This is a genomic window from Microbacterium nymphoidis, from assembly GCF_021044885.1.
Taxonomy (GTDB): Bacteria; Actinomycetota; Actinomycetes; order Actinomycetales; family Microbacteriaceae; genus Microbacterium; species Microbacterium nymphoidis.
Genome location: NZ_JAJNOD010000001.1, coordinates 694,596 through 708,369 on the forward strand (window position 1 = coordinate 694,596; position 13,774 = coordinate 708,369).

Annotated in this window: 16 protein-coding genes; all 16 read right to left on the bottom strand. The window is 69.3% G+C overall.

The window, feature by feature from the left end; all coding sequences use genetic code 11:
• Positions 1 to 24 precede the first annotated feature (24 nt).
• The 16 genes from lgt to rpoZ all read right to left on the bottom strand — a co-directional run bounded on the left by lgt (position 25) and on the right by rpoZ (position 13,745).
• Positions 25 to 1,044, bottom strand: a complete 1,020-nt coding sequence (gene lgt, locus LQ566_RS03365; protein WP_231090182.1) for a prolipoprotein diacylglyceryl transferase — start codon at positions 1,042 to 1,044, stop codon at positions 25 to 27.
• A 167-nt stretch (positions 1,045 to 1,211) separates the two neighbouring features.
• The gene (gene trpA, locus LQ566_RS03370) at positions 1,212 to 1,994 is read right to left on the bottom strand and encodes a tryptophan synthase subunit alpha (protein ID WP_231090183.1); all 783 of its coding nucleotides are present in this window, start codon (positions 1,992 to 1,994) and stop codon (positions 1,212 to 1,214) included.
• Complete coding sequence (gene trpB, locus LQ566_RS03375; RefSeq protein WP_231090184.1) at positions 1,991 to 3,205, bottom strand: tryptophan synthase subunit beta; 1,215 nt, start codon at positions 3,203 to 3,205, stop codon at positions 1,991 to 1,993. Before trpB ends, trpA begins: the two co-directional genes overlap by 4 nt.
• A complete protein-coding gene (gene trpC / locus LQ566_RS03380; protein WP_231091363.1) occupies positions 3,202 to 4,011 on the bottom strand; it encodes an indole-3-glycerol phosphate synthase TrpC in 810 nt (269 codons plus the stop codon). The genes trpB and trpC overlap by 4 nt, the downstream gene beginning before the upstream one ends.
• A gap of 2 nt (positions 4,012 to 4,013) precedes the next feature.
• Positions 4,014 to 4,244: a DUF6704 family protein gene (locus tag LQ566_RS03385; protein ID WP_231090185.1), complete on the bottom strand. Its 231-nt coding sequence runs from the start codon at positions 4,242 to 4,244 to the stop codon at positions 4,014 to 4,016.
• 84 nt (positions 4,245 to 4,328) lie between these two features.
• On the bottom strand, positions 4,329 to 4,913 hold the full coding sequence (locus LQ566_RS03390; RefSeq protein WP_231090186.1) for a Trp biosynthesis-associated membrane protein: 585 nt from the start codon (positions 4,911 to 4,913) through the stop codon (positions 4,329 to 4,331).
• The gene (hisI, locus tag LQ566_RS03395; protein WP_231090187.1) at positions 4,910 to 5,257 is read right to left on the bottom strand and encodes a phosphoribosyl-AMP cyclohydrolase; all 348 of its coding nucleotides are present in this window, start codon (positions 5,255 to 5,257) and stop codon (positions 4,910 to 4,912) included. The genes LQ566_RS03390 and hisI overlap by 4 nt, the downstream gene beginning before the upstream one ends.
• Positions 5,254 to 6,015: an imidazole glycerol phosphate synthase subunit HisF gene (hisF, locus tag LQ566_RS03400; RefSeq protein ID WP_231090188.1), complete on the bottom strand. Its 762-nt coding sequence runs from the start codon at positions 6,013 to 6,015 to the stop codon at positions 5,254 to 5,256. The genes hisI and hisF overlap by 4 nt, the downstream gene beginning before the upstream one ends.
• Positions 6,015 to 6,854 (bottom strand): ATP phosphoribosyltransferase, encoded by an 840-nt coding sequence (gene hisG / locus LQ566_RS03405; protein ID WP_231090189.1) that lies wholly within the window; start codon positions 6,852 to 6,854, stop codon positions 6,015 to 6,017. The genes hisF and hisG overlap by 1 nt, the downstream gene beginning before the upstream one ends.
• A 23-nt stretch (positions 6,855 to 6,877) precedes the next feature.
• Entirely contained in the window at positions 6,878 to 7,141 is a 264-nt protein-coding gene (locus LQ566_RS03410) for a phosphoribosyl-ATP diphosphatase (RefSeq protein ID WP_231090190.1), read from the bottom strand.
• Between the two features lie 9 nt (positions 7,142 to 7,150).
• On the bottom strand, positions 7,151 to 7,828 hold the full coding sequence (rpe, locus tag LQ566_RS03415) for a ribulose-phosphate 3-epimerase (protein ID WP_308070504.1): 678 nt from the start codon (positions 7,826 to 7,828) through the stop codon (positions 7,151 to 7,153).
• A 20-nt stretch (positions 7,829 to 7,848) separates the two neighbouring features.
• Positions 7,849 to 9,225, bottom strand: a complete 1,377-nt coding sequence (locus LQ566_RS03420; protein WP_231090191.1) for an RsmB/NOP family class I SAM-dependent RNA methyltransferase — start codon at positions 9,223 to 9,225, stop codon at positions 7,849 to 7,851.
• The gene (locus tag LQ566_RS03425) at positions 9,222 to 10,181 is read right to left on the bottom strand and encodes a methionyl-tRNA formyltransferase (protein WP_231090192.1); all 960 of its coding nucleotides are present in this window, start codon (positions 10,179 to 10,181) and stop codon (positions 9,222 to 9,224) included. The genes LQ566_RS03420 and LQ566_RS03425 overlap by 4 nt, the downstream gene beginning before the upstream one ends.
• Before the next feature lie 8 nt (positions 10,182 to 10,189).
• Complete coding sequence (locus LQ566_RS03430; RefSeq protein WP_231090193.1) at positions 10,190 to 12,196, bottom strand: primosomal protein N' family DNA-binding protein; 2,007 nt, start codon at positions 12,194 to 12,196, stop codon at positions 10,190 to 10,192.
• Between the two features lie 11 nt (positions 12,197 to 12,207).
• Positions 12,208 to 13,401: a methionine adenosyltransferase gene (metK, locus tag LQ566_RS03435; protein WP_231090194.1), complete on the bottom strand. Its 1,194-nt coding sequence runs from the start codon at positions 13,399 to 13,401 to the stop codon at positions 12,208 to 12,210.
• A gap of 89 nt (positions 13,402 to 13,490) precedes the next feature.
• Positions 13,491 to 13,745: a DNA-directed RNA polymerase subunit omega gene (gene rpoZ / locus LQ566_RS03440; RefSeq protein WP_231090195.1), complete on the bottom strand. Its 255-nt coding sequence runs from the start codon at positions 13,743 to 13,745 to the stop codon at positions 13,491 to 13,493.
• Positions 13,746 to 13,774: the final 29 nt, after the last annotated feature.

The following is a 13,774-nucleotide window of genomic DNA, read 5'->3' on the forward strand; positions in this document are numbered from 1 at the left end:
CGACGTCGGCCCGCGAGGAGGGTATCAGGCGCCGGCAACCGGCGTGGTTGCGGCGGGCGTTCCGCTCGTGGCGGCTTCGGAATCGTCCGTGGACTGTGCGGGTGGCTCGCTCACGTCGACGTATTCCGGGGTGGCTGCGGACGAGCCTACAGCATTCTGCGGGCCACGGCCGACAACGTAGGGCGAGGGCTCCTGGCCCGTGTGGCGCGACTGCACGATCAGGATGACCAGACCGACCACGATGCCGAGGATGGCCGACCACACGTTGGTGCGCAGGCCCAGGATGATGTCGCTCGGGTCGATGCGGATCGACTCCCACACCACGCGGCCGGCGGAGTACCAGATGAGGTACACGGCGAACAGGCGGCCCCACTGCATGGCGATCTTCTTGCGCAGCATGAGGAGCACGACCACGCCGATCACGTTCCAGATGATCTCGTACAGGAACGTCGGGTGAAACAGCGTGTCGTCGCTGAGGCCCACCGGAATGGCCGAGTTCGGACGCGGGATGTCCAGGCCCCACGGGAGGTCGGTGGGAAGGCCGAACAGCTCGTGGTTGAAGTAGTTGCCCAGGCGCCCGATCGCCTGTGCAAGCAGCATCCACGGCGCGATGGCGTCCGCGAAGGTCCAGAACCGCAGGCCCGTCCACTTGCAGCCGAGCCAGGCGCCGATCGCGCCGCCGATCAGGGCACCGTAGATCGCGATGCCGCCGTCCCAGATGTTCCAGATCGCGTCCTTGACGAACGGGTTCCACCACTCGCGTCCGGCGTTGAAGTAGAAGCCGAAGTGTGTGAAGACGTGGAACAGCCGCGCGCAGATGATCGAGATCGGAACGGTGACCAGCAGCACGTCCACGATCACCCAGCGCTCCGCGCCACGCTGGGTCAGCGTGCGGTTGGCTGCGAACGTCGCGATCACGATGCCCAGGATGATGAACAACGCGTAGAACTTGATCGAGAACGGCAACCCGAACAGCGTGAAGTCGAACGAGTTGATCTCCGGGCTCGGAATGCTCGCGGGCAGGGCCAGGGCGGAAAGCAGCATGGTTACGAGTCTACGATGCCCCGGGCCGCTCCCCCGTCACCGCGACGAAACGCATGGGCAGAACGCGCGCCCGCCCAGTCCGTGGGCGCGCACAACGAGAGGGCATACGCAACCAGAGCGCACGACGACGACGCCGTGGCGCAGCGTGCCCGCCACCCGGCCGGCGATCAGCGGCGAGTGCCCGCAGACAGCGCCCGTGCCTCCGCAGCGAGAGCGTCCACCCCGCCGTCGCGCAGCGCGCGTACGAGCGCCGTGCCGACGATCGCGCCGTCGGCGTACTCCAGCACTCCTGCCACGTGCTGGGCATTGGAGATGCCGATACCGACACACGCGCGACGTGCACCCTGCTCACGCAGGCGAGCCACCAGGGTGCGCGCCGCCGAATCCAGCGACGCCCGCTCACCGGTGGTGCCCATCGTCGAGACGGTGTAGACGAAGCCGGTCGACTTCTCAATCACCATGCGCAGTCGCTCATCGGTGCTGGTCGGCGCGGCGAGGAAGACGCGATCCAGCCCCGTGCGCTCCGAGGCGGCGATCCACTCGCCCGCAGCCTCCGGAGTGATGTCCGGGGTGATGAGACCCGCACCGCCGGCGGCCAGCAGGTCGTCGGCATACCGGTCGACGCCGTACTGCAGCACGGGGTTCCAGTACGTCATCACCAGGATGGGCACGTCGACACGATCGGCGATCGCGCGGATGATCGGGAACAGCTGCGCGAGCCGGAACCCGGCGGCCAGTACCTGCTGGGTGGCCTCCTGGATGACGATGCCGTCCATGACCGGATCCGAGTAGGGCGGTCCGAGCTCCAGGATGTCGGCACCGTTCTCGGCGAGCGCCACCGCGGCTTCCACACTGGTCTCGATGTCGGGGAATCCGACGGGGAGGTACCCGATCAGCGCGCCGCGCCCCTCGGCCTCGGCACGTGCGATGGCGTCTTCGACGCGGCTCATTCCTGCTCCCCCGCAGCGTCGTCGTACAGCCCGAAGTACCGGGCCGCCGTGTCCATGTCCTTATCGCCACGTCCCGAGAGGCACACCGCGATCAGGGCGTCCGGTCCCAGCTCCTTGCCGAGCCGGATCGCTCCGGCCAGCGCGTGCGCGGACTCGATCGCCGGGATGATGCCCTCGGTGCGACTGAGCAGACGCAGCGCCTGCATCGCCTCGTCATCCGTGGCGGGAATGTACTCGGCGCGTCCGATGGACGCGAGCCACGAGTGCTCCGGACCGACGCCCGGGTAGTCGAGCCCCGCGGAGATGGAGTGCGATTCGACGGTCTGACCGTCCTCATCCTGCAGCACGAAGGTCCTCGCGCCGTGGAGGACTCCGGGACGGCCCCGTTCGATCGAAGCGGCGTGCTTGTCGGTGTCGACGCCGTCACCGGCCGCCTCCACGCCGTAGAGCTTGACGGACGCGTCATCGAGGAAAGCGTCGAACATCCCGATGGCGTTCGAACCCCCGCCGACCGCGGCGACGACCGCATCCGGAAGGCGTCCGACCTGCGTCAGCAGCTGGTCACGGGCCTCCTCGGAGATCACCTTCTGGAAATCCCGCACGAGCGCCGGGAACGGGTGCGGCCCCGCTGCCGTGCCGAAGATGTAGTTGGTGTTCTCCACGCTCGCGACCCAGTCGCGGTAGGCCTCGTTGATGGCGTCCTTCAGTGTCCGTGACCCGGTCTTCACGGGGATGACCTCGGCGCCCAGCAGGCGCATGCGTGCGACGTTGAGCGCCTGTCGCTCGGTGTCCACCTCGCCCATGTAGATGGTGCAGTCGAAGCCGAACAGTGCGGCCGCCGTCGCCGTGGCGACGCCGTGCTGGCCCGCTCCGGTCTCCGCGATCACGCGGGTCTTGCCGAGCCGCTGGGTGAGCAGCGCCTGACCGATGACGTTGTTGATCTTGTGGGATCCGGTGTGGTTGAGATCCTCGCGCTTCAGGAAGATCCGCGCACCCCCGGCGTGCTCCGCGAAGCGCGGAACCTCGGTGATCGGCGACGGACGACCCGCGTAGCTCGTGAGCAGTTCGCGATACCGCGCCCAGAAGGCTTCGTCCGCCATCGCGGACTCCCACACCCCGGTGAGCTCATCGATTGCGGCGATCAGGGACTCCGGCATGTACCGGCCCCCGAAGTCGCCGAAGAACGGACCGTGCTGATCGCGCAGGCTCACGGTGTCGGACTCCCGTCTGCCGATGCGACGAACGCACCGGCCTGGAGGTACTGGGTGAGGGTTGCCACCGGGTCACCGGTGACGAGGGCTTCTCCGATGAGCACCACATCGGCGCCGGCGGAGCGGTAGTGGCGCACGTCCTCGGGTGAGAGAACGGCGGACTCGGCAATCTTGATCACATCGGCGGGGAACATGTGCACCAGCGAGCCGAACAGGTCTCGATCCAGTTCGAACGTGGACAGGTTGCGGGCGTTCACGCCGATCAGCTTCGCGCCGAGGGCCAGGGCTCGCTCCACCTCCTCAGCGGAGTGCGTCTCCACGAGCGGTGTCATCCCCAGCGAGAGGATCAGCTCGTACAGGTGGCGCAGGGTGTCATCATCGAGGGCCGCCACGATGAGCAGCACGAGGTCGGCGCCGGCGGCGCGTGCCTCATACACCTGGTAGTCGGTGGCGATGAAGTCCTTGCGCAGCACCGGGAGCGTGACCCGGGTGCGAACCGCCTCGAGGTCGGCGAGACTGCCACGGAACTTGCGCTCCTCGGTCAGCACACTGATCGCCGAGGCACCGCCCTGCTCGTAGAGTGCGGCCTGATGTGCGGGATCCGGGATCTCCGCCAGGTGGCCGCGTGATGGCGAAGCGCGCTTCACCTCGGCGATGATCTTGACGCCCTTCGCGGGCGCCAGCGCAGCCTGCACGTCGAGCGCCGGAGCACGATCCGCTGCGTCCTGACGCACCCGGTCGAGCGGGCGGATCAGCTCACGCGTGCGGGCATCCGCCACGGAGCCGGCCGTCAGGTCGGCGAGCACCATCAGTGCTGCTTCGCGACGTACTTCGGGCCCTTCACGCCGTAACCGGCCTTCGCCATCGCCCAGCCGGCGATCAGCCCGACCACCAGCAGACCGGCCGACGCGTACACGCCCACGGGCATGTCCATCGCGAAGAAGATCGTTCCCAGCGTGAAGGCCAGGAGCATGATCACCACTGCGGTCCACGCCGCGGGCGAGTGTCCGTGGCCGGGGTCAGCGATGGGGTTGCTCATGGAAATCTCCTCCAGGAAAACGAGTGTTCGGTTCAGTCTATCGAGTCCGCCCCGGCGAACTGGAATCCGGCGCGGGGCGGAGGATCACGAGGTGGGGTCGTCGCCGCGGCTGAGCTCGTCCCAGCTGTCCACGGCATCCAGCGGCCCCTCTGCGTGGTGCTGCGGAGCACCGCTGCGATAGCGAGAGCTCCCGGTCCTCCAGCGGGAACCGGTCAGAAGCACGAACACGCCCGACACGACGAGCAGGACCCAGGCGACGAGCGCCACAATCGGCCAGGCCGTCAGCGTGACCGAGCCGACGAGCGCCGAGACGGCGTCATCGCCCGAGATGCCCGTTGCGGCCGTGATAGCGGGAGCGACGGCGGCCAGGGGTACACCGGTCAGGAGCGGAATCGTCTGCACCAGCAGGGCGGCGCCGATGATCACGGCAATCACGCCGAAGACGTAGCGCAGGATACGTCCGGCGAGGGAGAGCACCACCCCCAGTGCCATCGCGGCAAGGCTGAGCGGCGTGAGGAGCGGCAGCGCCGCGGACCCCGTCACCTCCAGCGCCTGATTCGCACCATCGTCGACGACGACGTTCAGCCAGGTCTGCGTCGCCGCGATGAGCCCCAGGCCACCGCCCAGGACGATGGCGAGCACCGAGAGCGAGCGAGCACGCTCGATCATGACGACTCCCCTGCGCTCAGCGGCAGGAAACGGTCGTCGAAACAGGTGCGTGAACCGGTGTGGCAGGCGGCACCGGTCTGATCGACGAGCATGAGCAAGGTGTCGCCGTCGCAGTCGTAGGAGACGGCGTGCACGGACTGCGTGTGACCGGACGTGTCGCCCTTGCGCCACAGCTCCTGCCGCGACCGGGACCAGTACACCGCCCGCCCCTCGCTCAGCGTGAGCTGGAGTGAGGTCTCGTTCATCCACGCGAGCATCAGCACCTCGCGGGTGTCGTACTGCTGCACGATGACCGGCACCAGGCCGTCCGCGTTGAAGGCGACCTGGGGATACAGCTCGCTCATCGAACCAGCACTCCCTCAGAGCGCAGCGCGTCCTTCACCTCTCCGACGGTCATCGCGCCGGTGTGGAACACGCTTGCCGCCAGCAGGGCGTCGGCACCCGCGTGCACGGCGGGCGCGAAGTGCTCCACGGCGCCCGCACCGCCCGAGGCGATCACCGGCACCGACGATAGCTCGCGCATCAGGCGGACCAGTTCGAGGTCGAACCCCTCCCGGGTGCCGTCGGCGTCGATGGAGTTGACGAGCAGCTCCCCCGCCCCGCGCTCGATGGCCTCGCGCGCCCAGGCGAGCGCGTCCAGCGTCGTCTCCGTGCGGCCACCGTGCGTCGTCACGACGAAGCCCGATGCGGTCGATGCGGAGCGCTTGACGTCGAGCGAGAGCACGAGCACCTGCGAACCGAAACGGTCCGCGATCTCGCTGAGCAGCTCCGGTCGTGCAATCGCGGCGGAGTTGACGCCGATCTTGTCGGCGCCCACGCCCTGCAGGCGAGCCACGTCCTCCGCGGAGCGGATGCCGCCACCAACGGTGAGCGGGATGAAGACCTGTTCCGCCGTGCGACGAACCACCTCGTACGTGGTGGCGCGCTCGTCGACCGTTGCGGTCACATCGAGAAACGTGATCTCGTCCGCGCCCTGCTCGAAGTAGCGCGCGGCCAGTTCAACCGGGTCACCCATCTCCCGCAGGTTCTCGAAGTTGACGCCCTTGACCACCTTGCCGTCTGCGACGTCCAGACAGGGAATGACCCGAGTGGTGACGGTCATCAGAGTCTCGCCGCCTCGATCGCGCTCACCAGGATGGCGCGCGCGCCGATCGCGTAGAGCTTGTCCATCACGAGGTTCATGCCCTTTCGGGGCACCATGACGCGCACGGCCACCCAGGCGGGGTCCTGGAGCGGGGAGATCGTCGGGGACTCGCGTCCCGGCGCGATCGCGACGGCCGCATCGACGAGCCCCGCGGGCAGGTCGTAGTCGACCAGCACGTAGCGGCGCGCGATCATCACACCGCGAAGCCGCCGCAGCAGCGTGTCCACGCCCTCGGCGCCGGCAGGCGAAGAGATCAGGACGGCCTCGGATTCGAGCATCACCGGGCCGAAGATCTCCAGCCCCGCTGCTCGGAGCGTGGTCCCGGTCTCGACGACATCAGCAATGGCATCGGCCACGCCGAGCTCGACCGCCGACTCGACCGCACCGTCGAGCGGAACGACCGTGACGTCGATCCCCTTCTCGGCGAGGTAGGAGCGCACCAGTCCGGCGTAGGCGCTGGCGATGCGCACGCCGTTCAGGTCCTCCAGCGTGGTGAAGCGCCCGGGACGAGCGGCAAAGCGGAAGGTGGAGCGGGCGAAACCCAGCTCCTGGATCTCGGTGGCCTCGCTGCCGGAATCCAGCAGCAGGTCGCGACCCGTGATGCCGACATCCAGCGCGCCGGATCCGACATAGGTGGCGATATCGCGCGGACGGAGGAAGAAGAACTCGACCTCGTTGTCCGGGTCGATCAGGTGGAGGCTCTTGGGGTCGCGCCGACCGGCGTACCCGGCCTCGGCGAGCATGGCGGATGCGGTCTCGGACAGTGCGCCCTTGTTGGGCACGGCGATGCGAAGCATGGATCGCTTTCAGGGGAGGTGGTTCAGAGGTGGCGGTAGACGTCGGCCAGGGTGAGTCCCTTGGCGATCATCAGGACCTGCGCGTGATACAGCAGCTGCGAGATCTCGAGCGCAGTGTCGTCGTCGGACTCGTACTCGGCGGCCATCCAGGCCTCCGCTGCTTCCTCGACGATCTTTTTGCCGATGGTATGGACGCCGCCGTTCAGAAGCTCCACCGTGCGCGAACCGGGCTCTCCCGCCTGGGCCTTCGCGGTCAGTTCACCGAACAGGTCGTCGAAACTCTTCACACCCCCAGGCTACCGGGTGCGCGCGTGCGTGTGACGCCCCGCGGCGGTGCGCAGGGCCGCGATCGCGTTCTCGGGGTCGTCTGCGCCGAACACCGCGGAGCCCGCCACGAAGGTATCGGCACCGGCGGCAGCGGCCTGTTCGATGGTGGACGCCGAGATCCCGCCGTCCACCTGGAGCCAGACCTCGGAACCCCGGCGGCGCGCTTCGTCCGCGAGCCGGGAGAGTTTGCCCATCTGATCTGCCATGAACGCCTGTCCGCCGAAGCCCGGGTCCACGGTCATCACGAGGATCTGATCGAATTCGTCCAGCACGTCGAAGAGAGGCTCGACCGGGGTGGTCGGCTTGACGGCCACCCCCGCCCGCGAGCCGATGGACCGCAGCCGCCGCGCCAGGGTGACCGGAGCACTGGCAGCCTCCACGTGGAATGTGACGCTCGCCGCACCCAGTTCGGCATAGGCGGGTGCCCACCGATCGGCATCGCTGATCATCAGGTGTACGTCCAGCGGCACCGGGCTGGTCGCCTGGATGCGCTCCACCATCTGCGTGCCGAAGGTGAGGTTCGGGACGAAATGGTTGTCCATGACATCGACGTGCACGAAGTCCGCCGTCGCGATGCGAGCGAGCTCTGCCTGCATGTTGACGAAGTCGGCGGCCAGGATGCTGGGGTTGATGCGCGCGTCGGTCACCCTCCCATTATGTCCAGCGGTCACGGACGTCGGCGGAGCAGGGCCAGGAACATGCCGTCGGTGCCGTGCCGGTGCGGCCACAGCTGCGCATGGCCCGAGCCATCGGACGGTACGGGCAGGTCGAGGACGCCGCGCGACACCCGCTGCAGCGCCGCTCGCGCATCGAGCTCCTCCACGCCGTCACCCCAGATGCGCCGCACATCCGCGACGACGCCGGCCGTCTCCGCCAGATGGGGCGAGCACGTCACATAGGCGACAACGCCGCCGGGTTTCAGCGCACCGATCGCGCCGTCGAGCAGCTCCGTCTGAAGCCCGACGAGATCGCCGACATCCGTGGGCGACTTGCGCCAGCGAGCCTCGGGGCGCCGCCGCAGGGCGCCCAGCCCGGTGCACGGAGCGTCGACCAGGATGCGGTCGTAGACCTGCGGATGCGCGGCGGCGAAGTCGCGACCATCCTGCTCGTGCACCGCCACGTCCAGCGGCACACCCGCGATCGCCTGGCGCACCAGTCCGGCGCGCGCCGGCGTGATCTCGTTCGCGTCGAGAGACGCCCCGAGCTCCCGGGCCCGCGCGGCGAGGAGGGCGGTCTTCCCGCCAGGGCCGGCGCAGAGATCCAGCCAGCGCTCCCTCGCCCCCGGCATGTCCGGGAGCCCGGTCAGCGCGAGCGCGACCAGCTGCGATCCCTCGTCCTGCACACGCAGTCGCCCACCCGAGGCGCGCACCACCGGATCGGGCGCACCGCCCGCGTGACGGAATCCGATCGGCGAATACGGAGTCTGCTCGGCGTCCTCCGGGACATCAGCCAGTCCCGGAAGGGCGGAGAGGGTCACCGCTGGCGAGGCGTTGTCGGCGTCGAGGAGATCGGGCAGCTCCTGCTCACGCCCCTCTGCCTTGAGAGCACGGCGCATCGCGCGCAGGATCCACACCGGGTGCGAGCTGGTGACGGCGAGCCGTTCGTCGTCGCTGCGTGACAGCTCCTCCAAGCGCGCGATCCACGTGTCGGCGCTCTCCGCGGAGATGCGGCGCAGCACGGCGTTCGCGAAGCCGGCCGCTTTGGCTCCGCCGGCCGATCGTGCCAGCTCGACCGACTCGTTCACGGCGGCGTGGCTGGCCACGCGCGTGGCGAAGAGCTGATGCACGGCGAGCCGGAGCGCATCCAGGACCTCGGGCTTGATGCGACCGATCGCACGGTCGGCGGCGATCTCGATCACCGCGTCATAGGTCCCCTGCCGGCGCAGGGTTCCGTAGGTCAGCTCCGTGGCGAGGCCCGCGTCTGATCCCGATAGCCCAGCGCGGGAGATCGCGGTGGGAAGCAGCAGGTTCGCGTAGGCGTCGGATCCCGAGACGGCGCGCAGCACGTCGTACGCCACCAGTCGTGCGGGTGAGATGCGGGTCATCGGGTAATTCCTTCGGTAGGAGGTTCGGGCGCCGCGGGAAGCGGATCGATGCTGAGCTGGTCGACTCGGAGACCTCGCCACCAGTCCCCTGCCGCCATGGCTTGCTTTCCCGCCGGCTGCACGCGAACCAGCCGGACCGGCCGATCCGCGGTTCCCAGCAGAACCTGCTTCGCCTCCATCCGGATGACGCCGGCAGGAACCGCGGCGTCGGTGTCGGCGATGGCCAGCTGAGAGGTCTTGAGCGTCGCGCCCTCGATGCGGACGTGGGCGCCGGGCTCGGGGGTGACACCGCGGTAGCGGGCGAGAACCGCAGCCGAGCCGGCGGCGGGATCCAGCAGGCCGTCGGACAATGTGAGCTTGTGGGCGTAGCTGGGCTCACCCACCTGATCGACCGGTGTCGCACCGGCGCCGATCCGGGTGACGATGTCCGGCAGAGCCGCTCCGCCGATCTCGGCGAGGGCAGCCAGCACGTCCGCGGCCGTGGCCGCGGGTTCCGGCGTGTACGACTCCTGCCGGTACACCGCACCCGCATCGAGCTCGGCGACCAGCTGGAACACCGCCCAGCCCAGGTCGCTGTCCCCGGCGATGAGCGCGCGCTGCACCGGTGCGGCCCCCCGCCATTTCGGAAGAAGCGAGAAGTGGAGGTTCACCCACCCGGCCCCGAGCCCGGTGAGCAGCGGCTCGCGTACCAGCGCGCCATAGGCGACGATGACGCCGAGGTCGGCCTCGGTCGCGAGGATCGCGGCCGTGGCTTCCGCATCCAGACGCGCCGCCTTCAGGACTGGAAGCCCCAGTTCATCGGCGGCCGCCGCGACCGGCGACGGGGTGAGCACGCGCTTGCGCCCGAGCGGCGCGTCGGGGCGCGTGACGACGAGGACCACCTCGTGATCCGAGGCGGCGAGAGCACGGAGGGACGGCACGGCCGCCTCAGGGGTACCGGCGAAGACGATGCGCATGGCGCTCCTCACAGTTGGGGATCGGCGACGTCGAGTCGCACTCGGAGAGTGGTGGCACGGATGGCGCGGGCGCGACCTCGCCGTCCGCGCAGTGCTGCGCTAACGACGCTTGCACGCAAGGACGCGGCGACGGCGGTCCCGACACCGTACTCGAAGCGAAGCAGCGCACGCGAACGGGGCGTGTCGTCCTCGTCGACGCGCACGGGTCCGACCACCGCATCGGGAGCCAGCGCCGGAACGTCCTCGTGAAGAACGCGCAGCGCGTCGTCCACCGCGGACGGGTCCCCCTCGATCACGGCGACGCGCGAAGCGGGCGGCATGCGCAGGGGCAGGCGCTCGGCGACCTCGGCGCGGGCGAACGCAGGCTGTGTCCAGGTGGCGAGAGCGCGTGCGACGGCCCCCGTCACCCCGACGAGGTGGACCGGGGCGCCGGGAGCAGCGAGAGCGGCGGCGTTCGACCACCATCGCAGACACGACTCGGCGATACGGAGATCATCGGCCATCAACATACGATCGCCGTCCAGCAGCAGGACGGCTGCATACCCGCCGTCCGCACGCGGCTCGGCACCACGGGTGGCCACCACGAGTGCGGGACGGGAATCCACTCGCTCCACGGGATGATCGCCGTCGGCGAGGATCACCCGGGTGTCGGCGAAGGCCCGGCCGAGATCGTCCGCGGTGCGCTCCGACCCCGATGAGGCCAGCCGCACGCGATCGGAGTCGCAGTTGCCACAGCGCCAGCCGTGCGCGGTGCGACCGCACCAGCGGCACACCGGAGCGGCGCCACGGGACGCGGCGAACAGTGGACCGGAGCAGTGTGTGCACCGCGCAGCGGTGCGGCACTCCGCGCACACCAGCACCGGTGCGTACCCGGGACGGGCGACCTGGACCAGCACCGGCCCGTGCTGCAGCGCCTCACGAGCGGCGCGGAAAGCGGTGGACGGCACTCGTGTACCGGGCCGCTCCCCCGGGATCGTGGATGACAGGACGACGCGGGGCGCGTACCTCCGGGATGCGGCGATCTCGCGAAGGTATCCGAGGCCCACCAGCCGTTCGGTATCGGCCGACCGGGAATGGGCCACGAACAGGAGGGCATGACCGAACAGCTCCTGGCGTACCAGAGCGGCATCCCGCGCGTGGACGTAGGGAGCGAGGGGCTCGTCGAGCAGAGCGTCGCCGTCGTCCCACACCGCGACGAGTCCGGCATCCACCGGCGCGTACACCGCCGAACGATTACCGACGACGATGCACGGTGCGCCGTCCAGCGTTCTCAGGAAGGCACGGTAGCGCTCCGGACCGCTCTGGCGTGCATCCACTCGCACCACGACCGTGGGAGGGACGAATTGCGCCAGCGCGAGTTCGAGAGCGTCCTGATCGCGATAGTCCGGCACCACCAGCACACTGCTGCGCCCGGAGGCCCAGACTTCCGCGGCGGCCGCGGCGAGGAGCACCATGCCGGCGGGCACGGACTGGCCATCCGCCACCGTCTCAGGACGGGCGGGGGCATCCAGGACGATCCGCTGCCGCTCGCGCAACGCTTCTGCCAGGCCGGGAAACGCGCTCAGGGCCTGCGTCGCCCGCGTGCGGGCGTCCGGGGACAGCGAGGGCGTCTCCCTGTTCGCCCCGGGATCGGCCGCGCGCTGGGCCAGCCACGCCTTCTCCACGCGCACCTGCCGCTTGGGCACGACCAGACGCAGGATGTCGCTCACCGAGCCCGCGGCCCGATCCGCGACGCGCCGCGCGAGCGTGAACAGCCGCGCCGGCATCACGACAGCGTCGGAGACGACCTCCTCCAGGTCCGAGAGCGCACGCTCGGCAGCTTCCTCCACATCCAGCTCGACGATGAACCCGTCGACGACGCGGCCCATCGAGCGCAGCGGGACGCGCACCCGCACGCCGGGGCGCGCAGCCTCCACGAGCTCGTCCGGAATGGCGTAGTCGAAGAGCCGATCCAGTTGCGGAAGCGGCGAGTCGATCAGCACCCGGGCGATCGGGCGCGAAGCGCTCCGGGGCATCTCTGCTGCGCTCAGAGGCCGGCGGCGCGGCGCAGGTCGTCGACCCGATCGGTGCGCTCCCAGGTGAAGTCGGGCAGCTCGCGACCGAAATGGCCGTATGCGGCCGTCCGGCGGTAGATCGGACGCAGCAGGTCGAGCTCTTCGATGATGGCGGCAGGGCGCAGGTCGAACGTCTGCGAGATGGCGCGCGTGATGACCTCATCGGCCACGGCGCCCGTGCCGAACGTCTCGACGTACAGGCCCACCGGAGCGGCCTTGCCGATCGCGTATGCCACCTGCACCTCGAGGCGCTCCGCGAGTCCGGCCGCCACCGCGTTCTTGGCCACCCACCGCATCGCATAGGCGGCCGACCGGTCGACCTTCGACGGGTCCTTCCCGCTGAACGCCCCGCCACCGTGACGGGAGGCCCCGCCGTACGTGTCGACGATGATCTTGCGTCCGGTCAGGCCGGCGTCGCCCTTGGGGCCGCCGATGACGAACGGTCCCGCCGGGTTGAAGTACAGCTGGTAGTCGGAGATGTCGAGTCCGGACTCCGCCAGCACCGGGTCGATCACGTGCTGCTTGACGAGGTCGCGCAGGGCCTCCTGGGAGATCTCGGGTCCGTGCTGCGTGGACAGCACCACCGCCTCCACGGTCTTCGGCGTGAAGCCGTCGTAGCCGAGCGTGACCTGCGTCTTCCCGTCGGGGCGCAGCCACGGGATGAGCTCGCCCTCGTGACGAACCGCGGCCAGCCGCTCCGCCATCCGGTGCGAGATCCACGATGCCGCCGGCATGAGCTGCGCCGTCTCGTTCGTGGCGAAGCCGAACATGATGCCCTGGTCGCCGGCGCCCTGCTCATCACGCAGGTCGCCCGAGCCCTCACGCGCTTCCAGAGCCGTGGACACGCCCGCGTGGATGTCGCTGGACTGCTCGCCGACGGAGATCGACACACCGCAGGAGTCTCCGTCGAAGCCGGTGTCGCTGGAGCGGTAGCCGATGTCGGTGATGACCTCGCGCACGATACCGGTGATGTCCGAATAGGAGTCGGTGCGCACCTCGCCGGCGACGTGCACCAGACCGGTGGTGACCATCGTCTCCACAGCCACCTTGGCTCCCGGGTCCTGTCGGAGCAGGTCGTCGAGAATGGCGTCCGAGATCTGGTCGCAGATCTTGTCGGGGTGGCCCTCCGTGACGGATTCCGAGGTGAACAGGCGAAGGTCGGTCATCGTGACTCCGAGCGGTCGGGGCGGGAAGGGTCGGAAAACGAGTATGCCCGCCGTCACGGACATTCCGGGACGGCGGGCAATACGCGGACTTACTCAGCGGCGCGCAGGCGCAGCTTGTCCTCGTTGATCTCGTGCAGGGCGATGGTGAGCGGCTTGTCCTCCACCGACGAGTCGACCAGGGGGCCGACGTTGTCGAAGAGGTTGCCCTCCTGCAGGTCCGAGTAGTAGTCGTTGATCTGACGCGCGCGCTTGGACGCGTAGATCACGAGCTGGTACTTCGAGTCGACCTTGTTGAGCAGGTTGTCGATGGGGGGATCGATGATCCCGCCGTTGTGTCCGGCCATGGCAAACCTCCTGGATGCGGCGACGGATG

Excerpts from the sequence above, each read along its gene's own strand:
- hisG (WP_231090189.1), bottom strand. The coding sequence starts at position 6,854 with ATGCTTCGCATCGCCGTGCCCAACAAGGGCGCACTGTCCGAGACCGCA.
- hisF (WP_231090188.1), bottom strand. The coding sequence starts at position 6,015 with ATGACCGTCACCACTCGGGTCATTCCCTGTCTGGACGTCGCAGACGGC.
- LQ566_RS03430 (WP_231090193.1), bottom strand. The coding sequence starts at position 12,196 with ATGCCCCGGAGCGCTTCGCGCCCGATCGCCCGGGTGCTGATCGACTCG.
- trpA (WP_231090183.1), bottom strand. The coding sequence starts at position 1,994 with ATGAGCCGCGTCGAAGACGCCATCGCACGTGCCGAGGCCGAGGGGCGC.
- LQ566_RS03420 (WP_231090191.1), bottom strand. The coding sequence starts at position 9,225 with ATGACCCGCATCTCACCCGCACGACTGGTGGCGTACGACGTGCTGCGC.
- rpoZ (WP_231090195.1), bottom strand. The coding sequence starts at position 13,745 with ATGGCCGGACACAACGGCGGGATCATCGATCCCCCCATCGACAACCTG.
- metK (WP_231090194.1), bottom strand. The coding sequence starts at position 13,401 with ATGACCGACCTTCGCCTGTTCACCTCGGAATCCGTCACGGAGGGCCAC.
- LQ566_RS03385 (WP_231090185.1), bottom strand. The coding sequence starts at position 4,244 with ATGAGCAACCCCATCGCTGACCCCGGCCACGGACACTCGCCCGCGGCG.
- lgt (WP_231090182.1), bottom strand. The coding sequence starts at position 1,044 with ATGCTGCTTTCCGCCCTGGCCCTGCCCGCGAGCATTCCGAGCCCGGAG.
- LQ566_RS03425 (WP_231090192.1), bottom strand. The coding sequence starts at position 10,181 with ATGCGCATCGTCTTCGCCGGTACCCCTGAGGCGGCCGTGCCGTCCCTC.
- LQ566_RS03390 (WP_231090186.1), bottom strand. The coding sequence starts at position 4,913 with ATGATCGAGCGTGCTCGCTCGCTCTCGGTGCTCGCCATCGTCCTGGGC.
- hisI (WP_231090187.1), bottom strand. The coding sequence starts at position 5,257 with ATGAGCGAGCTGTATCCCCAGGTCGCCTTCAACGCGGACGGCCTGGTG.